Origin of the sequence: Candidatus Poriferisocius sp., assembly GCF_965208355.1 — a bacterium.
GTDB lineage: Bacteria > Actinomycetota > Acidimicrobiia > Acidimicrobiales > Bin134 > Poriferisocius.
The window spans coordinates 171,006-188,248 of the sequence record NZ_CBDBOM010000002.1; the positions used below are offsets into that span (position 1 = coordinate 171,006).

At 61.3% G+C, this 17,243-nt stretch carries 10 protein-coding genes; 5 read left to right on the plus strand and 5 right to left on the minus strand.

The window, feature by feature from the left end; translation table 11 throughout:
• Positions 1-11: 11 nt before the first annotated feature.
• Positions 12-215, minus strand: coding sequence for a hypothetical protein (locus ACOGXH_RS00890; RefSeq protein WP_419927230.1), 204 nt, complete (start codon positions 213-215; stop codon positions 12-14).
• 214 nt (positions 216-429) lie between these two features.
• Here ACOGXH_RS00890 and ACOGXH_RS00895 point away from each other — a divergent pair, with 214 nt between their 5' ends.
• From ACOGXH_RS00895 to ACOGXH_RS00910, 4 genes are all read left to right on the plus strand, one after another.
• Positions 430-681 (plus strand): hypothetical protein, encoded by a 252-nt coding sequence (locus ACOGXH_RS00895; protein WP_419927231.1) that lies wholly within the window; start codon positions 430-432, stop codon positions 679-681.
• Between the two features lie 648 nt (positions 682-1,329).
• Positions 1,330-5,571: a S8 family serine peptidase gene (locus ACOGXH_RS00900; RefSeq protein WP_419927232.1), complete on the plus strand. Its 4,242-nt coding sequence runs from the start codon at positions 1,330-1,332 to the stop codon at positions 5,569-5,571.
• A 1,148-nt stretch (positions 5,572-6,719) separates the two neighbouring features.
• Positions 6,720-8,075 (plus strand): N-acetylmuramoyl-L-alanine amidase, encoded by a 1,356-nt coding sequence (locus ACOGXH_RS00905; RefSeq protein WP_419927233.1) that lies wholly within the window; start codon positions 6,720-6,722, stop codon positions 8,073-8,075.
• Between the two features lie 248 nt (positions 8,076-8,323).
• Positions 8,324-10,108, plus strand: a complete 1,785-nt coding sequence (locus ACOGXH_RS00910; protein WP_419927234.1) for an O-antigen ligase family protein — start codon at positions 8,324-8,326, stop codon at positions 10,106-10,108.
• Between the two features lie 118 nt (positions 10,109-10,226).
• Here the strand turns inward: ACOGXH_RS00910 and ACOGXH_RS00915 are convergent, their stop codons facing one another.
• From ACOGXH_RS00915 to ACOGXH_RS00930, 4 genes are all read right to left on the minus strand, one after another.
• The gene (locus ACOGXH_RS00915) at positions 10,227-11,879 is read right to left on the minus strand and encodes a hypothetical protein (protein ID WP_419927235.1); all 1,653 of its coding nucleotides are present in this window, start codon (positions 11,877-11,879) and stop codon (positions 10,227-10,229) included.
• A gap of 225 nt (positions 11,880-12,104) precedes the next feature.
• Positions 12,105-13,148 (minus strand): IS30 family transposase, encoded by a 1,044-nt coding sequence (locus ACOGXH_RS00920; RefSeq protein WP_419927236.1) that lies wholly within the window; start codon positions 13,146-13,148, stop codon positions 12,105-12,107.
• A gap of 163 nt (positions 13,149-13,311) precedes the next feature.
• Entirely contained in the window at positions 13,312-14,943 is a 1,632-nt protein-coding gene (locus ACOGXH_RS00925) for a hypothetical protein (RefSeq protein WP_419927237.1), read from the minus strand.
• Between the two features lie 34 nt (positions 14,944-14,977).
• Positions 14,978-15,955, minus strand: a complete 978-nt coding sequence (locus ACOGXH_RS00930; protein WP_419927238.1) for a hypothetical protein — start codon at positions 15,953-15,955, stop codon at positions 14,978-14,980.
• Positions 15,956-16,718: 763 nt separating this feature from the next.
• On the opposite strand from ACOGXH_RS00930, the gene ACOGXH_RS00935 reads away from it, so the two are divergent.
• Positions 16,719-17,036, plus strand: a complete 318-nt coding sequence (locus ACOGXH_RS00935; protein WP_419927239.1) for a helix-turn-helix domain-containing protein — start codon at positions 16,719-16,721, stop codon at positions 17,034-17,036.
• Positions 17,037-17,243: the final 207 nt, after the last annotated feature.

Genomic DNA, 17,243 nt, shown 5'->3' on the forward strand with positions numbered 1-17,243 from the left:
CATCAGACCACCTATTTCTCGGCGTGCTCGGCCCTCGCCTTCGCCTCAGCCTCAGCCATCCGTCGGCCGCAAACCCAAGTGTCCCGCTTGTCGGGATATGGCGCCAGCAAGCCGCCCTCGCACCCCTTCACAAGACAACGGACTTCCCCGGCGACCAGCAGCCGCTCCTTCTCGGCTATGACCTCGGCGGCTTTCCGATCCAGCCGCTTAGCCAATTCACTGGATCCGCTTTCCCTTCAGAGCGACCATCACTGCCAGCAGGGAAGCCCCGGAAGGGTGCCGAGCGTCACGGATGCAGCGCACCCACTTGCATTGCACTGGAGTGGAAACTGCCTGCTTATCCCGTTGGCCGCCACACCGTCCAGCGAGGCGGCACTGCTTGGTGCCACTCTCTGGAGTCGGCAGGTCTGAGTGTGGTAGCAAGCCAGCATGGTTCAAACAGATGAAACAAGAAGCGGCGGATTTTTCACGAACTCCCGTGTGCTGCTGGTGCTGGGAGTGTGGGTCATCGCCATCCTGCTCTTCTCGCTGGTCATCATCGAGGGGTGCGAGTCGCACCACGAACGGCAGCGCTGCAACGCCCTCCGCGAGGCATATGCCGGTGATGGCGGCTACCTGAACTACAGCGAATGGGCCGACATGATCGACGCTGGCTGCAACCCTAAGCAGGACTGGGAGTAGCAGACACCCTTGGGGCCGACTCGTCTCAGCCGCCGCTTTCCGCGGTGAACGCAGCTAGAGACGGGTTCAACTCGGCCCAAACTTTGAAAGAGCTGCGCAACGGGCCTATCACGACCACGCATATCGCCTTATCCCGTGCCGCCCCCTGCGTCCCCGCCCCGCGCCCGCCGACGCCCCGCACAGGCCTACCCTGTCGGCGGCGAATTCGGGGGTCGGCGCGTTCGGCCGGGGCGCGAGGCCGCAGACAGCGGAGAGGGCATCGGCCCGGCAATGCTTCGGACACCGCAGGGTCGATAGGCGCGTCGGCAATGAACCGGGACGCGCTGGCCCCTCGCCGAGTGCGCCTTGCGCAGTTGCCGGAGGCGACCCGCGGGGATCGCCGGTTGCTGTGTGCTGAGCGTTGGAGCGGCGAATGCCGTGCCGAACCCCATAGGACTCACGCTGGCGGGGGGGGGGGGTTCACAGGTTTTGTGTTGGTTGGGAACTGGTGTGGGGGTTGGGTTCGTCTTAGTGGCCATGGAATTGTTCAAGTCGAAGTTGTCGGGTGTGCGGGGTAGCTGGTCGGGTGGGTGCTGGCTTAGGCTTTCGGCCCTGAGGAAGACGACAAGGGGGTTCATGGTGCCTGGAGTGCGTTGGGCGCGACGTTGTGTGCTGGTGGTTGTGTTCGCGTTGGTGGCGTCGGCGTGCGGCGGCGGGAACGGGGATGGTGAAGCGCCCGCGGTTCCCGAAGTGTCTGGGGTCGACGGCCAGGATGAGTTGGAGGCCGAGTACTTCGAGCGTCTGGCGGAGGCGGTGGAGACACTGGACCCCGATGCGGTTTGTCCTGACGTTGTGTTGCCCGAGTCGTTCGACGGTGTGGCAGAAGTCGGGCGAATTGAGGGCGGGTGCGCGCTGATTGAGTACGTGGAGTTGGGGGGGAGGAGTCTGTCGGATTTACGAGTTGACCTTGCGGGCGATGCGTCGGTGTTCGCGGTGGGGGTCCCGTCGGTTGACATCGAGCCGGCAACAGCGCATGTCCCGCAGCCGCCTTTCGACCAGGACGGCTATGGGGCGAATGACTGGTGGCATTGGGAAGCAATGGGCGCGGAGAAACTGTGGGATCCCGACGGGTGGGTCTACGACAACAGCCGCCGCCGGGTGCAGGGGTGGCCCGCGGGCAAACAGATCGTCGTCGCGGTAATCGACGACGGAGTGGATGGCTCGCACCGCGACCTCGACGACAATGTCCTCATAGGCGGCGATAGCTGCCATCGGAACCCCAACGGGTCGCACGGCACCCACGTGGCCGGGCTGGTGGCCGCGGAGCAAAACAACGGCGTGGACGTGGCCGGGCTCGCCCCCCTAGCGAAGATCCTCCCGATCAAAGTTCACTTCACCGCAGACGTCGATGCCAACGGCAACCCCTTGGACCAAGCCTGCAAAAATATAGTGCCGACGCTGACCCAGGCGATCGATCTGGCCCGCAAGAGCGGCGCCAACGTGATCAACATGTCACTGCAATGGGGCACTCCCCGACATGACCCCGAAACCGACGAGGACTTCATCGAGGAACAGGTCCGAGAAGACTACGAAGATGTCGGCGACTTCGTGAGGGTCGTTCTGGTGACTGCCAAAGTGACTACCCATGTCATTTTGGGCACTGACACAGTCAAATGGGCGCTCGATGTTGCCCGCCTCCAGGGCATCGTGGCGGTCGCCTCGGCGGGCAACTGCGGCGACGACCGCATCATGGAGAACGCGGACACCGACGGTGACGGCTTATTCGATACCGACAGCAAAGGCAACCTCATGTGGTATCTGCGGGCTGACCAAAACGACAGGTCCGGCAACTTGAGATACTTCTGGGATGTCGTCAGCGGCTGCGACTTCCACAACCAACAACAACACCCAGCCGACTACCCCGGAGTGATCGCAGTCGCCGCCACCGACTACAACATGACTCCTGCGCTGTTCAGTACTGCCAACGGCGACGTAGACGTTGCCGCCCCCGGAGACGGCAACAGGCCATACAGCGGCATCATCTCAACCGTGCCTGGCGGAACCGACTACGTACCGGGCACGTCGATGGCAACGCCGATAGTCGCCGCCGCGGTTGCCCACATTAAGGCCCGCTTCCCCCAACTCAGCCCCGACGAGATCGCCGACGCCCTCAAAACCACCGCCAGCACCCACCCCCGCCGGACCAACAGCCTCGGCTACGGCATCATCGATCCCGTAGCCGCCATCGAACAACTCGACCGCGCCCACACCGACGACGTCGAAGAACCCCAACTCCCCCCCATCATCCCCGAAGTCGGCGGCCCCACCCCCCAGCCAACTATCCAACCCGCAAATAGAGGCACTCCTAGAGTGTCAGAAGGCCCCTGGGCAGCCATCTCAACGTCAAGCAACCATGCATGTGGTCTTCGCAACGACGGCACGGCCTTTTGCTGGGGATATGTGCCGCACAATTGCCGATCGCTCGCAATTGATCCAAGCTATCCGCTTGACTGCAAATACCACGATTACTCTGTTCGGCAGCCCGAGGGAAGCTATTCCGATATCGCCGCTGGAGACACCTTTACATGCGGCCTAGGTGCCAGCGGTGCCATCGACTGCTGGTATAGCAGTGCTGGAGCAGATGACGGTTGGAATCCTTGGGAGGTACAACCGCCTGCCAGCGACGAGGAATTCACTGAAATTACAGCGGGTTCGATTTTCTTGTGCGCTATCAAGATCGACAACACCATAACTTGCTGGGGCTGGAATGGTGTCGGCCAGACCGACGCGCCCGCCGGCCAATACAGCGCGGTGTCTGCTGGCTGGGATCATTCGTGCGCTATCAAGATCGACAACACCATTGTGTGTTGGGGGGAGAACTCTTCAGGGCAGGCAACTCCACCCGCCGGCCAATACAGCGCGGTGTCTGCTGGCTGGGATCATTCGTGCGCTATCAAGATCGACAACACCATTGTGTGTTGGGGGGAGAACTCTTCAGGGCAGGCAACTCCACCTGCCGGCCAATACAGCGCGGTGTCTGCTGGCAGGGGTCATTCGTGCGCTATCAAGATCGACAACACCATTGTGTGTTGGGGGGAGAACTCTTCAGGGCAGGCAACTCCACCTGCCGGTCAATACAGCGCCGTTTCAGCCGGTGCGCGGAATTCCTGCGCCATCAGTTTGGGAGGTGCGATCCAATGCTGGGGCCTGCACTACACATCAATTGAAACTTGGAACCCCACTCACACTGGTTGGTTCGAAACTCCTGACGGTCGGTTCACCACCATCTCGGCCGGCGGGAGGCATTTGTGCGGAATCCGAGTCGACCAAGCTATCGAGTGCGTTGGCGACTCTCCCGACTATGTGTTGGATGCTCCTGAGGGCCAGTTCACCTCAGTCTCGGCCGGATCTAGCCATTCCTGCGCACTCGCCACCGACAGGACCATCACCTGCTGGGGGTACCACGAACATGCATTGGCGGACGTGCCCGACGGGGAGTTTTCCGCTGTTTCAGCCGGATCTACCTATTCTTGTGGCCTTGAAATAGACGGAACCATCGTGTGCTGGGGCCAGCATTTTTCTCCTACAAGCCCGGGGAACTCTCCAGAGGGTACCTACACAGCAGTTACCGCAAGCGTCGCAGGTTTCGCATGCGGGCTAGCAACTGATGGCGCACCTATCTGTTGGGGAAGAAACCTTGGAACAAGCGGCATAATTGAGAATAGACAGATGAACAGGTTGGCGGATGAACATCCTGGACAGTTTGCAGCCATCGCAGCAGGCGGGTGGGATTTGTGCGGAATTCGGCTTGACCAAACAGTCGCATGCTCAGGGGACGGCTACTATTTGCAGGCGCTTGCTGCCCCTGAGGGTCGTTATGCCACCCTCGCGCACAGCTGGGGGCATGCGTGTGGAATTAAGGTTGACAGGAGTATCGAGTGTTGGGGTGACAACGGTTGGGGTCGGTTAGCCGCGCCCGCTGGCGAATTCACCTCCATCTCTGCTGGGTCGCGTCATACATGCGCCATTCGAGTTGACCGGAGTATCGAGTGTTGGGGCGACAACGGTAGAGGTCAGTCAACCGCGCCCGCCGGCGAATTCACCTCCATCTCTGGTTACGCAGACCACTCGTGCGCTACCAGAGCCGACGGCTCTATTGCCTGCTGGGGAAACATCCGCACAAACCCCCCAGAGGGCGAGTTCACCTCCGCCGCAACAAGTGGATTCGTGTGTGGATTGCGGGCAGATGGCACTGTCGAATGCAGCAGCACCCCAGCCCTAGACCGGGTGTACGGACCGGTTGAAACCCCTGATGGCCAATTCACCGCAATCGTGCCTGGCGACAAATTCATGTGCGGGTTGCGGACCAGCGGTGAAATCAATTGCTGGGGCCACGTCGGCGCTGAGGTTCCAGAGGGTAGGTTCACCGCTATCTCAGCTGGCCTATCGGCCGACCCTTGCGGCATCACCATTAGCGGGTCTGTCGACTGCTGGGGCGCTGGGATCCTCGATTCGTGGGATCGGATCGATATCCCAGACGGTACATTCACCGCCCTCTCGGTGGACGATACCAGGCATACGTGCGGGCTGAGAACCGAAGGATCCGTCGAATGCTGGGGCCGGTATTACTCCGCCGAAGCTCCAAGAGGCCAGTTCACCGGAATCAGCACTTCAGACACCCATGCGTGCGGGCTGAAAGCCGACGGAACTGTGGACTGCTGGGGTGCTGGCAGTGACATCGTTAGAGACGCACCGGAAGGTCAATACACTTCCATCACTACCAGCAATGGAAACAGCGGTGGGTTCTCATGTGGACTCAGAATCGATGGCACTGTCGCCTGCTGGGGTCTCTTGGCTTCAGAGTTTGGTGATGTGAACCCCTATACATACGCCTCTGAACCTGCAGGATAGGAAACGAAGGACAGACAATTGCTTCGCTCCTTGGGCAGCTGAAGCTCACGGCCATACCGCAGACTCCGGCCACTGTTGATTCGATTCATGCCCACTGAGCCTCCCGGGGCAATGGGCAGTGGTGTTCCACGGCTTTGCGTAGGGGTGAAGATGGATTCTGCTGTCATGGACCGTGGGAGGTTCTTAGGCACCGAGGGGTTATCCGGCGGAGTTCCGTCAGCGTGTGGTCGACCTAGTAGAGGCGGGCGCGTTCTGATTGTTTCTGACGTGCCCATTGCCTACCCGCTCCGGGTCGCATTGCCGGGTTGATTACCGCAGCGCGGTCTATCGTCTCGTCCCGAGGCCGAGCGTGCTGATGCCCCGCTTCGACCTGCCTCAAAGAGCGACCCTGCGAAATGGCGGCCGGCGAAAATTGGGTCGGGGCGCAGGGAGTAGAGCGGGGCAACAAGGTCGGGTTGTCGGCTTGCTGGCCTCTAAGATGAAATTGAGCGCCTGGCTTGTTCCGAACACCCGACCCCATCTTGCACGGATCACCGTTTCAGCCAGCAGGCTGGATGACTCTCTCCGGATATGGGGCATATTCTGACGACCCTTCTTGAAGACACGAGGACGTTTAGGGTGCTGGCCTACCAGTCATTCGGAGGCTTTCAATGAGGGCGTTGTTGTTGAGGTCGCAGCTTGTTGTGTTCGTGGTGCTTGGCCTAGCTCTTGCTGGCCTATCGGGATGTGCATCTTCGAAAGGGCAATCTCAAGAAGGCAGCGTTGAAATTGCGCCATCCGACAGTGCGGGCTCCGATGTGTCCTCTGATGGCCGACCCCCTGACCCTTTGGCTTCCAATCCAACTCCCACGACGACTAGTACTTCTGAGCCCGATCTGGAACCCCCAGTAGCAAGCTCGCCAGAGCCCAGCCCAGAACCAGTGCCGATTGGCACTTCTGAACCCGACCCGGAGCCTGTCCCCACGGCTTTGCCTGAGCCGAGTCCCGAGCCGGTGCCGACGAGCGCTCCCGAGCCTGAGCCGGTGGTGCTGGTCTTGGAGCGGGAGCCGTTGTCGTTGGAGGTGGCTTTGGATATTGCAGAGCAGTTGGCGCCACATCTCGTGGTGCCCAGCGATTGTCAGCCGCCTCCGTTGGGCAGACCGGCTTTGATGCCGAACTCGGCGCGCAGTTATCGGTCGGGGATTCACCAAGGCGTGGACTTTGGCTGCCCAGAGAGAGGGCGGGATGCTGTGGCTGCCTTGGATGGGCGGGTTGTAGTGGCGGTGGGCGACTACAAGACCCCTACTGTGGTGGACTTCAACGAGGTGCTGTCCATAGCCCATGAGGTGCAGGGCACTCCGCCGTACACGCTGGTCATGCTGTACGGCAACTACGTGGTGATGGACCACGGTGCGATAGATGGCGTGGGCCACGTCATTTCGATTTACGCCCACCTTGAGGCGATCGATCCAGCAATCCAGATAGGTGGGTGGGTCGCCGCCGGCCAGCCGGTCGGGTATATCGGCAACAGCGGGACTGATGATGCCGCTGCCGGTTTCGCCGACCGGGCAGTGCATCTGCACTGGGAGATCCACGTCGATGGCAGGTACCTCGGCGAGGGATTGTCGGCGGGTGACACCCGCGAGGTGTACACCGCTTTGTTTGCGGGACCAAGCGCCGAACCGCCCGACGGATCGGCCGGGGTTCCGGAGGCGGTGTTCACGCGGTCTGGGGTGCCGGTGGTGGTTCTAGAGCAGACCTCCGGCGGCCTCTTGGTGCGGACACCGTGCGGCAACACTGCCGAGGTGTCCGGGGGTATACCCGTCGAGGGGGTGCGGGTCGTCTTGGACCCAGGACACGGCGGCACGTGGGATTCCGGCGCGGTCGGGCCCAACGGCTTGGCCGAGCGCGACTTGAACTTGGCGCTGAGCGACGCGGTGCTAGCCGAGCTTGCCGACCGCGGCATTGCCGCTGTGTCCACCCGGACAGGCGACTACGGGGTCCGCCTGTCGGTGCGAGCAGAGCTGGCGGATGTGTTGGGGGTTGAGGCCTTAGTGTCAATCCACCACAACGCGCCCACTATGAGAACTGGTGACACGCCGGGCACCGAGGTGTACATCCAGTCGGAGTCGGCCCAGCAGGCCCGAGCCGACTCGGCCCGCCTCGGCGGACTGCTGTATGAAGAGATCACCACCGCACTGGGCAGCTTTGAGGGAGTTGCGTGGAGCAGACAATCTGACGCCGGTGTGCTGCGCGTGTTTTATCCGGAGGGCGGCGATGCCTACGGGATGATCCACGGGCCGTCTGTTCCTGCGGTGCTGGTTGAGTACGGTTACCTCTCCAACCCCTCTGAGGCCGCGCTATTTGCCACCAACGAATACACCCGGACAGCTGCCTCCGCCACCGCCGACGCTATAGAGGCCTACTTGCTAACCGGCCGGCCCGGCACCGGGTTCGTCCAGCAGCCCAGAGTGTTCGACCCGGTATCGCCGCCCGGCCGTTGCGACGAGATTGCCCTCGACTAGACCCCTCGCCAAGCGCTACGGATCTGGCGCGGAATGCGGTACAAAACCACGTCTAGCCCTAGCCCCGCTCACGGGCGGTCAGCTACTCGAGCCCGAAGACTGGTTGAAGCCTCAGCTGGGCACACATGAAGAGTGCGAACCAGACGGCATCACCTGATAGACCGATTCTGCGAGGTTCGGGGAGAACTCAGGCGATGAACAATCGTGACAGAGCTGGCGCTTCGAGAGGGCGCATAGGAGCCCGCGGGTTGAACAGGTCGCAGCAGGGCGGGCTGGGAGCTGTGGAGTTAGCGGGCCTGGGTCTGCTGGTGGTGGTTGTGCCTGTTGTTTTCGACCCGTTCGGCCGCTCGGGCCTTCTGGCAGTGAAGGTGCTGGCAGCAAGCCTCGGGGTGGTGCTGCTCGGAGCTTCGCTGGTGCGGGCGAGGGCCGTGGTTGTGCCTTGGGGCAGGATCGCAGCGGTAGCAAGTGCATCGCTGATGGTCGTAGGGGTTTCGACGCTGTTGAGCCCAGCGTGGGAGCGCTCTTTGTTGGGCGCGCCGCAGCGGATGAGCGGTCTTTTGATGTGGTTGTGCGTAGCAGCAGCGTTCGTGGCTGGATTATCGCTGCGATGGCGGCGGGGCGAATCGGCGGAAGCGGCGGTTATGCACTTGAGCGTGGTGGCGGTGCTTGCGGCCGGGTTGTTAGCGATGCTGGAAGTCGCCGGTGCCGGCGGGGCCTTCGCAGCCTTGGAATTCGAGGGGCGGCTGCGGTCGGGTTTGGGCAACCCGTCGGTGCTGGCCTCGTTCGTGCTCCTCGTCGGCCCGTTATGCGTCGCAGCAGCGGCGTTGAACGGGCGGTGGCGGTGGCCTGCGATGGCCGCGTGCGGGCTGGGCGGGGTGATGCTGGTCGGGTCGCAGTCTCGAGGCGCGATTGTGGCCTTTGGGGTTACCGCAGCCGTCTTCGCAGCGGCGAGGTCCTCCAAGCCCCTGCGGTACTGGGTAATCGCTGGCACAGCAGCGCTGTTGGCTGCCACCGCAGCGATAGGCAGGTGGGGCGAGCTCGGTTTCGGACTCAGGGGCCGGGTGGCGATCTGGGAGGTTGCCTTCGACACGATTGCCGATCGTCCCCTGTTGGGCGCCGGCCCGGAGATGTTCCTGGTCGAATACTCCGAACGGGTGGGCGCCAACACGGTTAGGGAATTCGGCCGACAGAGTGTCATCGACCGCGCCCACGGTGGTCTGCTCGACTTCGCGGTGTCATCGGGTGTGGTGGCGGCGGTGTTGTATTTCGCGGTGCTGGCCGCGGTAGGGGTGCTGGCTGTCAAGGCGATGTCGTCGTCGAAGCCGGCGCCCGCTGCTTTGGGCGCAGGGATGGTGGCCTACATAGTGCAACAGCAGGTGTTCTTTCCCCATCCCGCTGTCGATGCGGTGTTCTGGCTGTTTGCGGGGATTGTTGCTGCTGCGGTCGGTGTGAGGGGCAGGCCAGTCAGGTCGCTTCTGGTCGCGATTGCTGCGGCGTGCGTGGTGTTGGGGTCGGTGGCGAACTCATTGTCGATGATGCGCAACGACCACGATTTCGAGCGGGCCCGCACCGCTAAGACCTACGAGGCGGCGTACCGCCATCTATCCGATGCTGCCGACCGGCGCTCGTTCGACGACGAGCCCTACATCTTGATGGGCGTTCTGCTCCAGACTGCCGACGACTCGGAACTCATCGCACGGGGCGAGGCCCGCATCCGCCGCGGCGAGTCATTGAACCCCGGCAATGAGCTGGTCTCGCTGGCGCTGGCCGAAGTGCGCTTGCAGGGCTTCCGGCTCTCCGATGACCCTGTGTGGGCTCTTCGGGCACAAGCCGGACTCGACGACCTGATCGAGGCGCAGCCGACCAACACCAACGCCTACCTCAAGCGAGGTGTGGCGTGGTACCACCTGGAGGAGTTCGAGTCGGCCGAGGCGGACTGGCAACAAACGGCATGGCTGTCCCCAAACGACCCCGTGCCGCACGACAACCTCGAGGTGCTGCGTCAGCGGCGGGCAATCGGAGGGGGCGGCTGATTGCCAACTCGGCGACAAGCAGATGCAGAGACAACAAAAGACGCAGTCAATTGCTGGAAGTTGGGCTGGCGCTCTCATGCAGACAGAACGCAGTCCGCGCATCTGCACAACACTTGATTTAGCGGCTGAATCCGTATGACTCCTCTGAATTGTAGGCTTCAGCCAGAGAATCATTCAGCTGATCCAACATCTTCGATGATTGAACAATTGCAATAAGGTCGTTTGCCGTGTCGGCTAGGTTCATAAGTTGCCCAGCAAAGCCAGTCAATCGGGCGACAGCACCTATTTTCAGAAAGAAGGTCGCCGCGAAGGCCCATGGTCCACCACTGCTCAATCCTCGCAAAATCTCCAGAAGCAGTTCGATTTGCCTACAGCCTGTATTCAGCGCTTCAGCAAAGTCACTGCTAGATCCTTTAGGACCACTGCCAGTACCTGTAAAGGGCCGTGCCAAATAATCCCTTGCCAGTTGACTCGCTGCCTTATCTGGATCGGGATAGCCGCCTATCACTTTTTCGCAACTTCGGAACCTAGCTTTGGTTTCATCAAATGCCTTCTTGTATATCTCTTCTGCAGCCCGTTTATACTCCTGGTAGCCATCATATTCGCCAGCTAGAACCTCCATATCGCCAAATATGCGAGCTGTGCCGTGAACTTTTGCATCGCCACCAATACGCGCTTCACCAAACACTTCAGCATTCTGGTATACGTTGGCATTCCCGTAGACTTCGGCATTCCCGTAGACTCTAGCTCCCGTGATTTGTATACGTTTTCCGTTTATTCGGAAGTAATTGGAACTATCGCTTGTCCCGTAGACTCGGGCATTCCCGTAGACTCGGGCATTCCCGTAGACTTCGGCATTCCCGTAGACTTCGGCATTCCCGTAAATGTCTGAGTCTGCCCCGACCTCAGCGTCACCGTAAACGTGTGCTTCACCGTACACACGAGTTGTGTGATTATCGTAGCTGCCGACTCTTGCATCGTCATATATTTTCGCATTGTCGTAAATGTGCACCTTATCCACGATTGTTGCGTTGTCACTTGCTTCTGCTTGGTCTTCAAGGTGAGCTCTTCCACTCACAAGGGCATTTCCTGATACCCACGAATTGTCTGTTGCCTTAGCATCTTTAGTTATCCAAGAACACCCGCTCTGCGACAGATTCCATTTGCTGCTCACGATCCCACCCTGTGATTTGGGATCTACATTGTTGCCGTCAAGGGTTGCAAATGATTTCAGTGATTCGACGTGCTTTGTACGCCAGCCTCCCAGTTTGAACTTTTCAGACTTTGGACATGTTGCAGAGGAATCTGATGCCTGTCGGTTTGAACTTGGTCGGACTGCAAAAATAGAATTTGTGGTTGCGATGATTGCTTCGGTCACAAGAATACTTGCTGACACAAATGAATTATTTGTTGCCTCAGAATCTTCGGACATTGGAGAACATCCGTCCTGTGACAGATTCACATTGTCGCTCGCGATTCCACCCTGTGATTTGGGAGTTGTACTTTTGCCGAGAAGGGTTGTGAACGATTTCAGTGATTCGACATGCCTTGTAATCCAGCCTTTCGTTTGGGACTCTCTAGCCTGTGGACATGTTTCAGAGGACGACGCCGAACCCACGCCAAACCCTTCAGACCCCCCACCAATCTCAAACGCCGAACCCACGCCAAACCCTTCAGACACCCCACCAATCTCAAACGCCGAACCCACGCCAAACCCTTCAGACCCCCCACCAATCTCAAACGCCGAACCCACGCCAAACCCTTCAGACACCCCACCAATCTCAAACGCCGAACCCACGCCAAACCCTTCAGACCCCCCGTTGCCTCCGCACGCTGAACCAACCAGCCCCAATACAACCAGGAGTCCCAAACCGGACCCAAACCACCGTTTGCGCAACACAACTAACCACCCTGACATCGGCATCCAAACGCAGACCCAAAAATACCCTGAGACTTTGGGTTTGTCAGGGGTCTGTCAGGAATTTTGTGGGCGCTCTCATGTGGTCATTGCACTAGTTCGGTTGAATACCTCCAATGGTGTCATCCATTGGAGAACCCGTCGAGGTCGGCTGTTGAGCTCGACGGCGATCTGGTCGAGCTCGCGTTGGGTGATCGGTGAGAGGTCGGTTCCTTTGGGCAAGTACTGGCGCAGCAGGCCGTTGGTGTTCTCGTTGGTGCCGCGCTGCCATGGGCACGATGGCCGGCAGAAGTAGATCGGGACACCGGTATCGGCAGTGATCTGGGCGTGATCGGCCATCTCTTTGCCTTGGTCCCAGGTGAGGCTGCGCACCCATCCATCGGGCAGGCTCGGCAACGCTGTGGTGAGCGCGGCGTGTAGCGAACCGGCCGTACGGCCATAGGGCAAGCGGACCAGCATGGTGAACCGGGTGGTTCGCTCGACCAGGGTCGCGACCGCGGAGCGGCCGCCTTTTCCGATTATGAGATCGCCTTCCCAATGTCCTGGCGTTTTCCGGTCGTTGACCTCGGTGGGCCGCTGGGCGATCGGAGCCATGTCTTTGAGCGGGCCTCCCTGACGGCGGCCGCGAGGGCGCCGGTGAACACGGCGAGTTCGCAAGCACTTGGAGAGATCGCGCCGCAATGCCCGACGCGACCCGACAAACAGCGACTGGTAGATCGCCTCGTGTGAGATCCTCATCGCCGCGTCGTCGGGAAAGTCCAACACCAGACGCGCTGAGATCTGTTCGGGAGACCACCGCTGCTGGAGCCGCCCCTCGACCTCGCGTCGAAGCCGCTCGCAGCGCGCCAGCTTCGGCTGCTTGGGGCGGCGAGCCTGATCAAGGGCCCGCTGGTCAGCCACCGAGGCCCGATACCGCTGGCGGCCACCGTTGCGCGAGATCTCCCGGGTGATCGTCGAACACGCCCGGCCCAAACGACGCCCGATCACCGCACCCGACTCGTCCCGGGCGATCCCGACCGCAATCTCCTCGCGTTCGGCCAGCGACAAATTCCGAGGCGACCGCCTGCGCTCATAGGAACGCAAACCACCGTTGTGCATGATCCACCGGATCACCGTCCGCACAGGGGTACGCGCGAATGGTCGCGCGATTCAATGTGAGAGGGGCTTGATTCCGGTGGCGGGCTGCTTGGGGAGGTGTTGGGGGCGGCCTGGTGGGCGGTTTCGGCTCAGTGTGTGTTCGTCGGGTGTTGTGGTGGGGTTTGGGGGCGCGCTGGTTGGGTGGGGGTCAGGCTGCTAGGGCTTCGTCGAGCTTGTCGAGGTCGATGGGGCTGCCTCTTGATTGGGGCTTGTGGTTGCCGTAGAAGCGTGTGAGGGTCGCGTGGTTGTTCTGGCTGTGGGCTATTAGTGCTGTGATGATTGTTCGCAGCTGGTTTGTGAGCAGTGTGAAGTGGACGTTTTTTCTTGTGGTGGTGGGGCATCGTTCGTAGCGGAGCCGTGCTTTGATGTCGCTGTTGTGCGATTCGGAGTCTTGTCGTTTGCCGTTGGGTATCTCGAACGCTGGGTCTGATTCGGGGATGATGCTGAGGCCGATGGTGCGGCGGCTGTGTCGTTTGCCGGGTCCGGGATCGCGCTCTTTTTCTTTGCTGTTGTGGCGGATGATCGTCGTTGCCTTTTCAAGTCTTTTGGGGACTATTTGCGTTTGGAGACTCGTTTTGGATTTGCGTATCTCCCATATCCCGTGGAACACGAATTTGCCGCTCTCGCGCTTTGTCCTCTTGGTTTGAACGCGTCTGAGGGGTACGAACCAAAGCTCTCCTGTCCCGTCGGGCATGATGATGCAGGGGGTTCCGTTGACTCCGTAGACGACGTGCTCTTCTTTCCTGCCGGTAACGGTCTTGAAGTTCTGTTCGCCGACGGTGATCTCTGTGGGCGCGCCCTTGTGGTTGTACGGTATTTTCGTTGGGGCCATTTTCCCTGCGTCTTGGATGCGGTCGATGTTGACTGATCGCATCGCCATGTCGTAGCCGAGGCCCCGGTTGGTCTCCATCTCTTCCTTGTAGTCGGCGACTAGGCCGAGATACAGGTCGGTGGCGATGTCCGCCTCGCTTTTTGGGCTTGTGCTGAGGTCGGGTTCGGTGCCGCCTGGCTTGAGGTCGCAGTCGAAGACGATGCGTTTTCGACGATCGTCGGCGCGACCAGAGATGTTTATCGCGGTGTATCCGACTGAGCCGACCTTGTTGGAGTCGTACCCTTGGTAGGGGCGGGCTTCTGGGTCGGTCCTCTTGGTGGTGCCGGTGGCGGGGTCGGTCGCCTTCCACGCGGGTGTTTTGAAGAGGGCGGGCAGGTACAGGCCGTCGCCCACGAGGAAGTGTTCGGGGTTGGTCCATGAGTCGTGCGCTATGGCGGGGAGTATCCCCACCTCAATCCCGGCCTGGACTGCGAGTGTTCGCAGCCCGTCCCGCACCCTCTCCTTCATTTCCTCGGTCAGATGATCTTTTCGGAATCGCCAGTGCTGTCCCCTGGTGGGCGGAGTCTCCGACAGCCGCAGATCGGGCCGGTTGGGGTGGGCGCGTCTGTTCGCCAGCCGCAGCCGCGCCCACTCCAGAGGATCGGCGAGGTTCTCCTCGACCGCGACGTAGGTGCGGAAGAACCAGCGCGCCACGTCGAAGACCACTATGTCCATCACAACATAATCACGCCTGCGGCCCCCACGAACCTGGCCGGGTGGCGGGCCGATCTCCGCGTCAATCTCGGCGGCCAGCTCCAGCATCCCCTCGTGGCACACCAGAAACTCCAAGAACTGGAAGATCGACCTCTTGACTCTTTTGCTGGTGATCTTGTTGTAGGTCTTCTTTTTCCGTTCGGGCCTCTCCGTGTCCGTTGAGCTGGCGAGGCCCCTTACCTCGGCTACCCTCACCGGCTCGCCTTCTGCGAACGGGCAGGGATTCCTCCTACCGGGCATCGCGGTGTCTCCATGAGTACCCCAGCGCGTGGGCCGTGTTGTCCAGAGACGGTGATCCGAGGAAGCGGGCTGCGGACACGATTCCCTCTGTTTCGAGGATGAGGCGGGCGGTGGTGAGCCGGATCGAGCGGGGAGTCACCCCGGCCCGTCCCGACAGACCGGCATCGCGAAGCACGTCCCCGAGGCGGTCTGTGACAGAGTGAGCGGCCAGACGGGGGCCGGTCCTGCCGCTGACGCAGATGAGCGCGTCCACATCGGCGGGCGGGTTCAGACGCAAGAATCGGGCGACTGTCTCCGCGCCCCACCCGGTGAGCGGGTTGGTGCGCGCTTCGGGGCCTGCGAATTCGACCGTTGCCGCGTCGAGGTCCACGTCGCACATCCGCACACCGGCGATCTCCGCGGCGGTTCCCCCGGCGAAGGCGAATGGCACGATCAGCGACCTGCGGGTAGCAGCCAGACCCCAGTCGGCATACGTCTGAACCAGGCGCGCCTCTTCGGCGGTCAGCGGCCTTGCCTGGCTCGCGATTTGCGGGGGCTTGATCCGCTCGCCCACCAGACCAGCGGGATCGACAGGTGCCCCCAGCGAGCGGGCCTCTTCCAGAATCGCCTGGGCGGCCCACTGCCTGTTGCGGGCTGAGGTCGTCTTCGCTGGCCGCACATGCCCCCTGCGATCAGGGCGCGGTGCCCAGTACCAGTCGTCGACCAGCTCGGGAGTCACGTCCGCCCAGCGGTTCGCGTCCCGAGCAACGAGATACCGGAAGAAGCGGCGCAACTCGGCTACAGATCGCTTGGCTGTGGACTCGTTGGACGCGAATCGGGTTCTTAGCGCCTCGCCCAGCAGGGCTTTCCAGTCCGCCAGCTCGTCGTTTCCGCTCACCGACAACTGCCAGCCTGCGAAAAGCACCCTCGCCCGCCGCAGCACCAACGGCTGCCCGCCATCAGGGTCGAACAGGCGGGAAGCGTCCAACTCTTTTCCGCCTTGAGCTGGGCTTTTGGAAGAGATACGGTGCATCCGAACCTACTTGGTTTTTCAGCCGCACCCTTGTCTTTTGCTGAGGCGGGGTGCGGCTGTACTTTTGCTCTCATTCCAAGGATGGCCCCGTAAACCCAAAACCCAGGAAAAAATCCCTTTTTCTGCTGTTCCGGCCAAACAGCGAACACTGGTACGGACTTCCCCGCGCTCCGCGGTCTCTCGCAGGGCGGTCTCGGCCTGCTCATTGGTGCCGCCGCCCATCGCTGGCTGTGCCCGCAAGGCTGCTATCAGGACCGCCCCGGTGCGCCCTGCCGCTCACGCAAGGCAAGCGCAGCTCCGGCCCTGTGCTGCCGCCTTGACCTGTCGTGGCGTCTGCGGTGTTATCCTTCACTGAGACCTCATTGAGGTTGCACCATCGAGGCATCCCTGTCCGTCAAGACTTCTGGGATGCCTCGATGCTTTTTTGCGGTGATATCCGTCGCGTCTGCCCCGCTGTGCCTGTCGAAATCCAATGGGCCTGACGGGGGAAATCCACGACGGACTTGATAGTCAAATGTAGTGGACCCCCATATAAGCCGACTTCCGGCGAGTTGTCAAAACGGTTCTGCGGCACCATCGAGGGAGGCGCAGAGAGGCAACTTCCGCAGTTCAACCGAGCGGTCAAAAGGACTTCCCCGGCCCGAAAAGAAGGCCGATTGCCGATACCGCAGACAGGCAATGTCACACCCCTTCGCTAATAAAGTCATAGAGTCGTGGTGTGCCTGGACGACAGCCGAAACCTCCGCCGAGGCACTGGGGCACCGCAGAGGAATGGCACTCCGCCAGCCTCAGCCAACAGGCACCCCCGTCGGCCGCGCTCGCCCAGGGCATCGCCAAGCGACTGCACCAAGCCCTGGCACGCAACCGGGCAGACAACAGCGGACCAGGCTCCGCCCGCAAAGCCGCTGCCGCATCCGACCTGTCCATCACCACCATCACCAACATCCTCAAAGGCACCGTCTGGCCCGACATGGACACCATCGCCAGACTCGAAAAAGCCCTCGACGCCGACCTGTGGGGCGAAGAGCACCGCTAGCGATCCGATCCAGCTAGAGACGGCGAGGAGTGAAGCAGCGCAGCCGAGTTGGTCGACTGCCGCAGAGCACTGGAAAGGGTAAGGCCGTTCAGAGAGTTGCTATTGGCTGATATGCGGCATCAGAGGAAAGCGTTTAGCGTGCTCGCCCGCTGGGTGGACACAGGAGTAGTAGGCGTGGCGCCAGCAGCGGACTCAAAAGGCTGATCG

Excerpts from the sequence above, each read along its gene's own strand:
- ACOGXH_RS00895 (WP_419927231.1), top strand. The coding sequence starts at position 430 with ATGGTTCAAACAGATGAAACAAGAAGCGGCGGATTTTTCACGAACTCC.
- ACOGXH_RS00905 (WP_419927233.1), top strand. The coding sequence starts at position 6,720 with ATGCCGAACTCGGCGCGCAGTTATCGGTCGGGGATTCACCAAGGCGTG.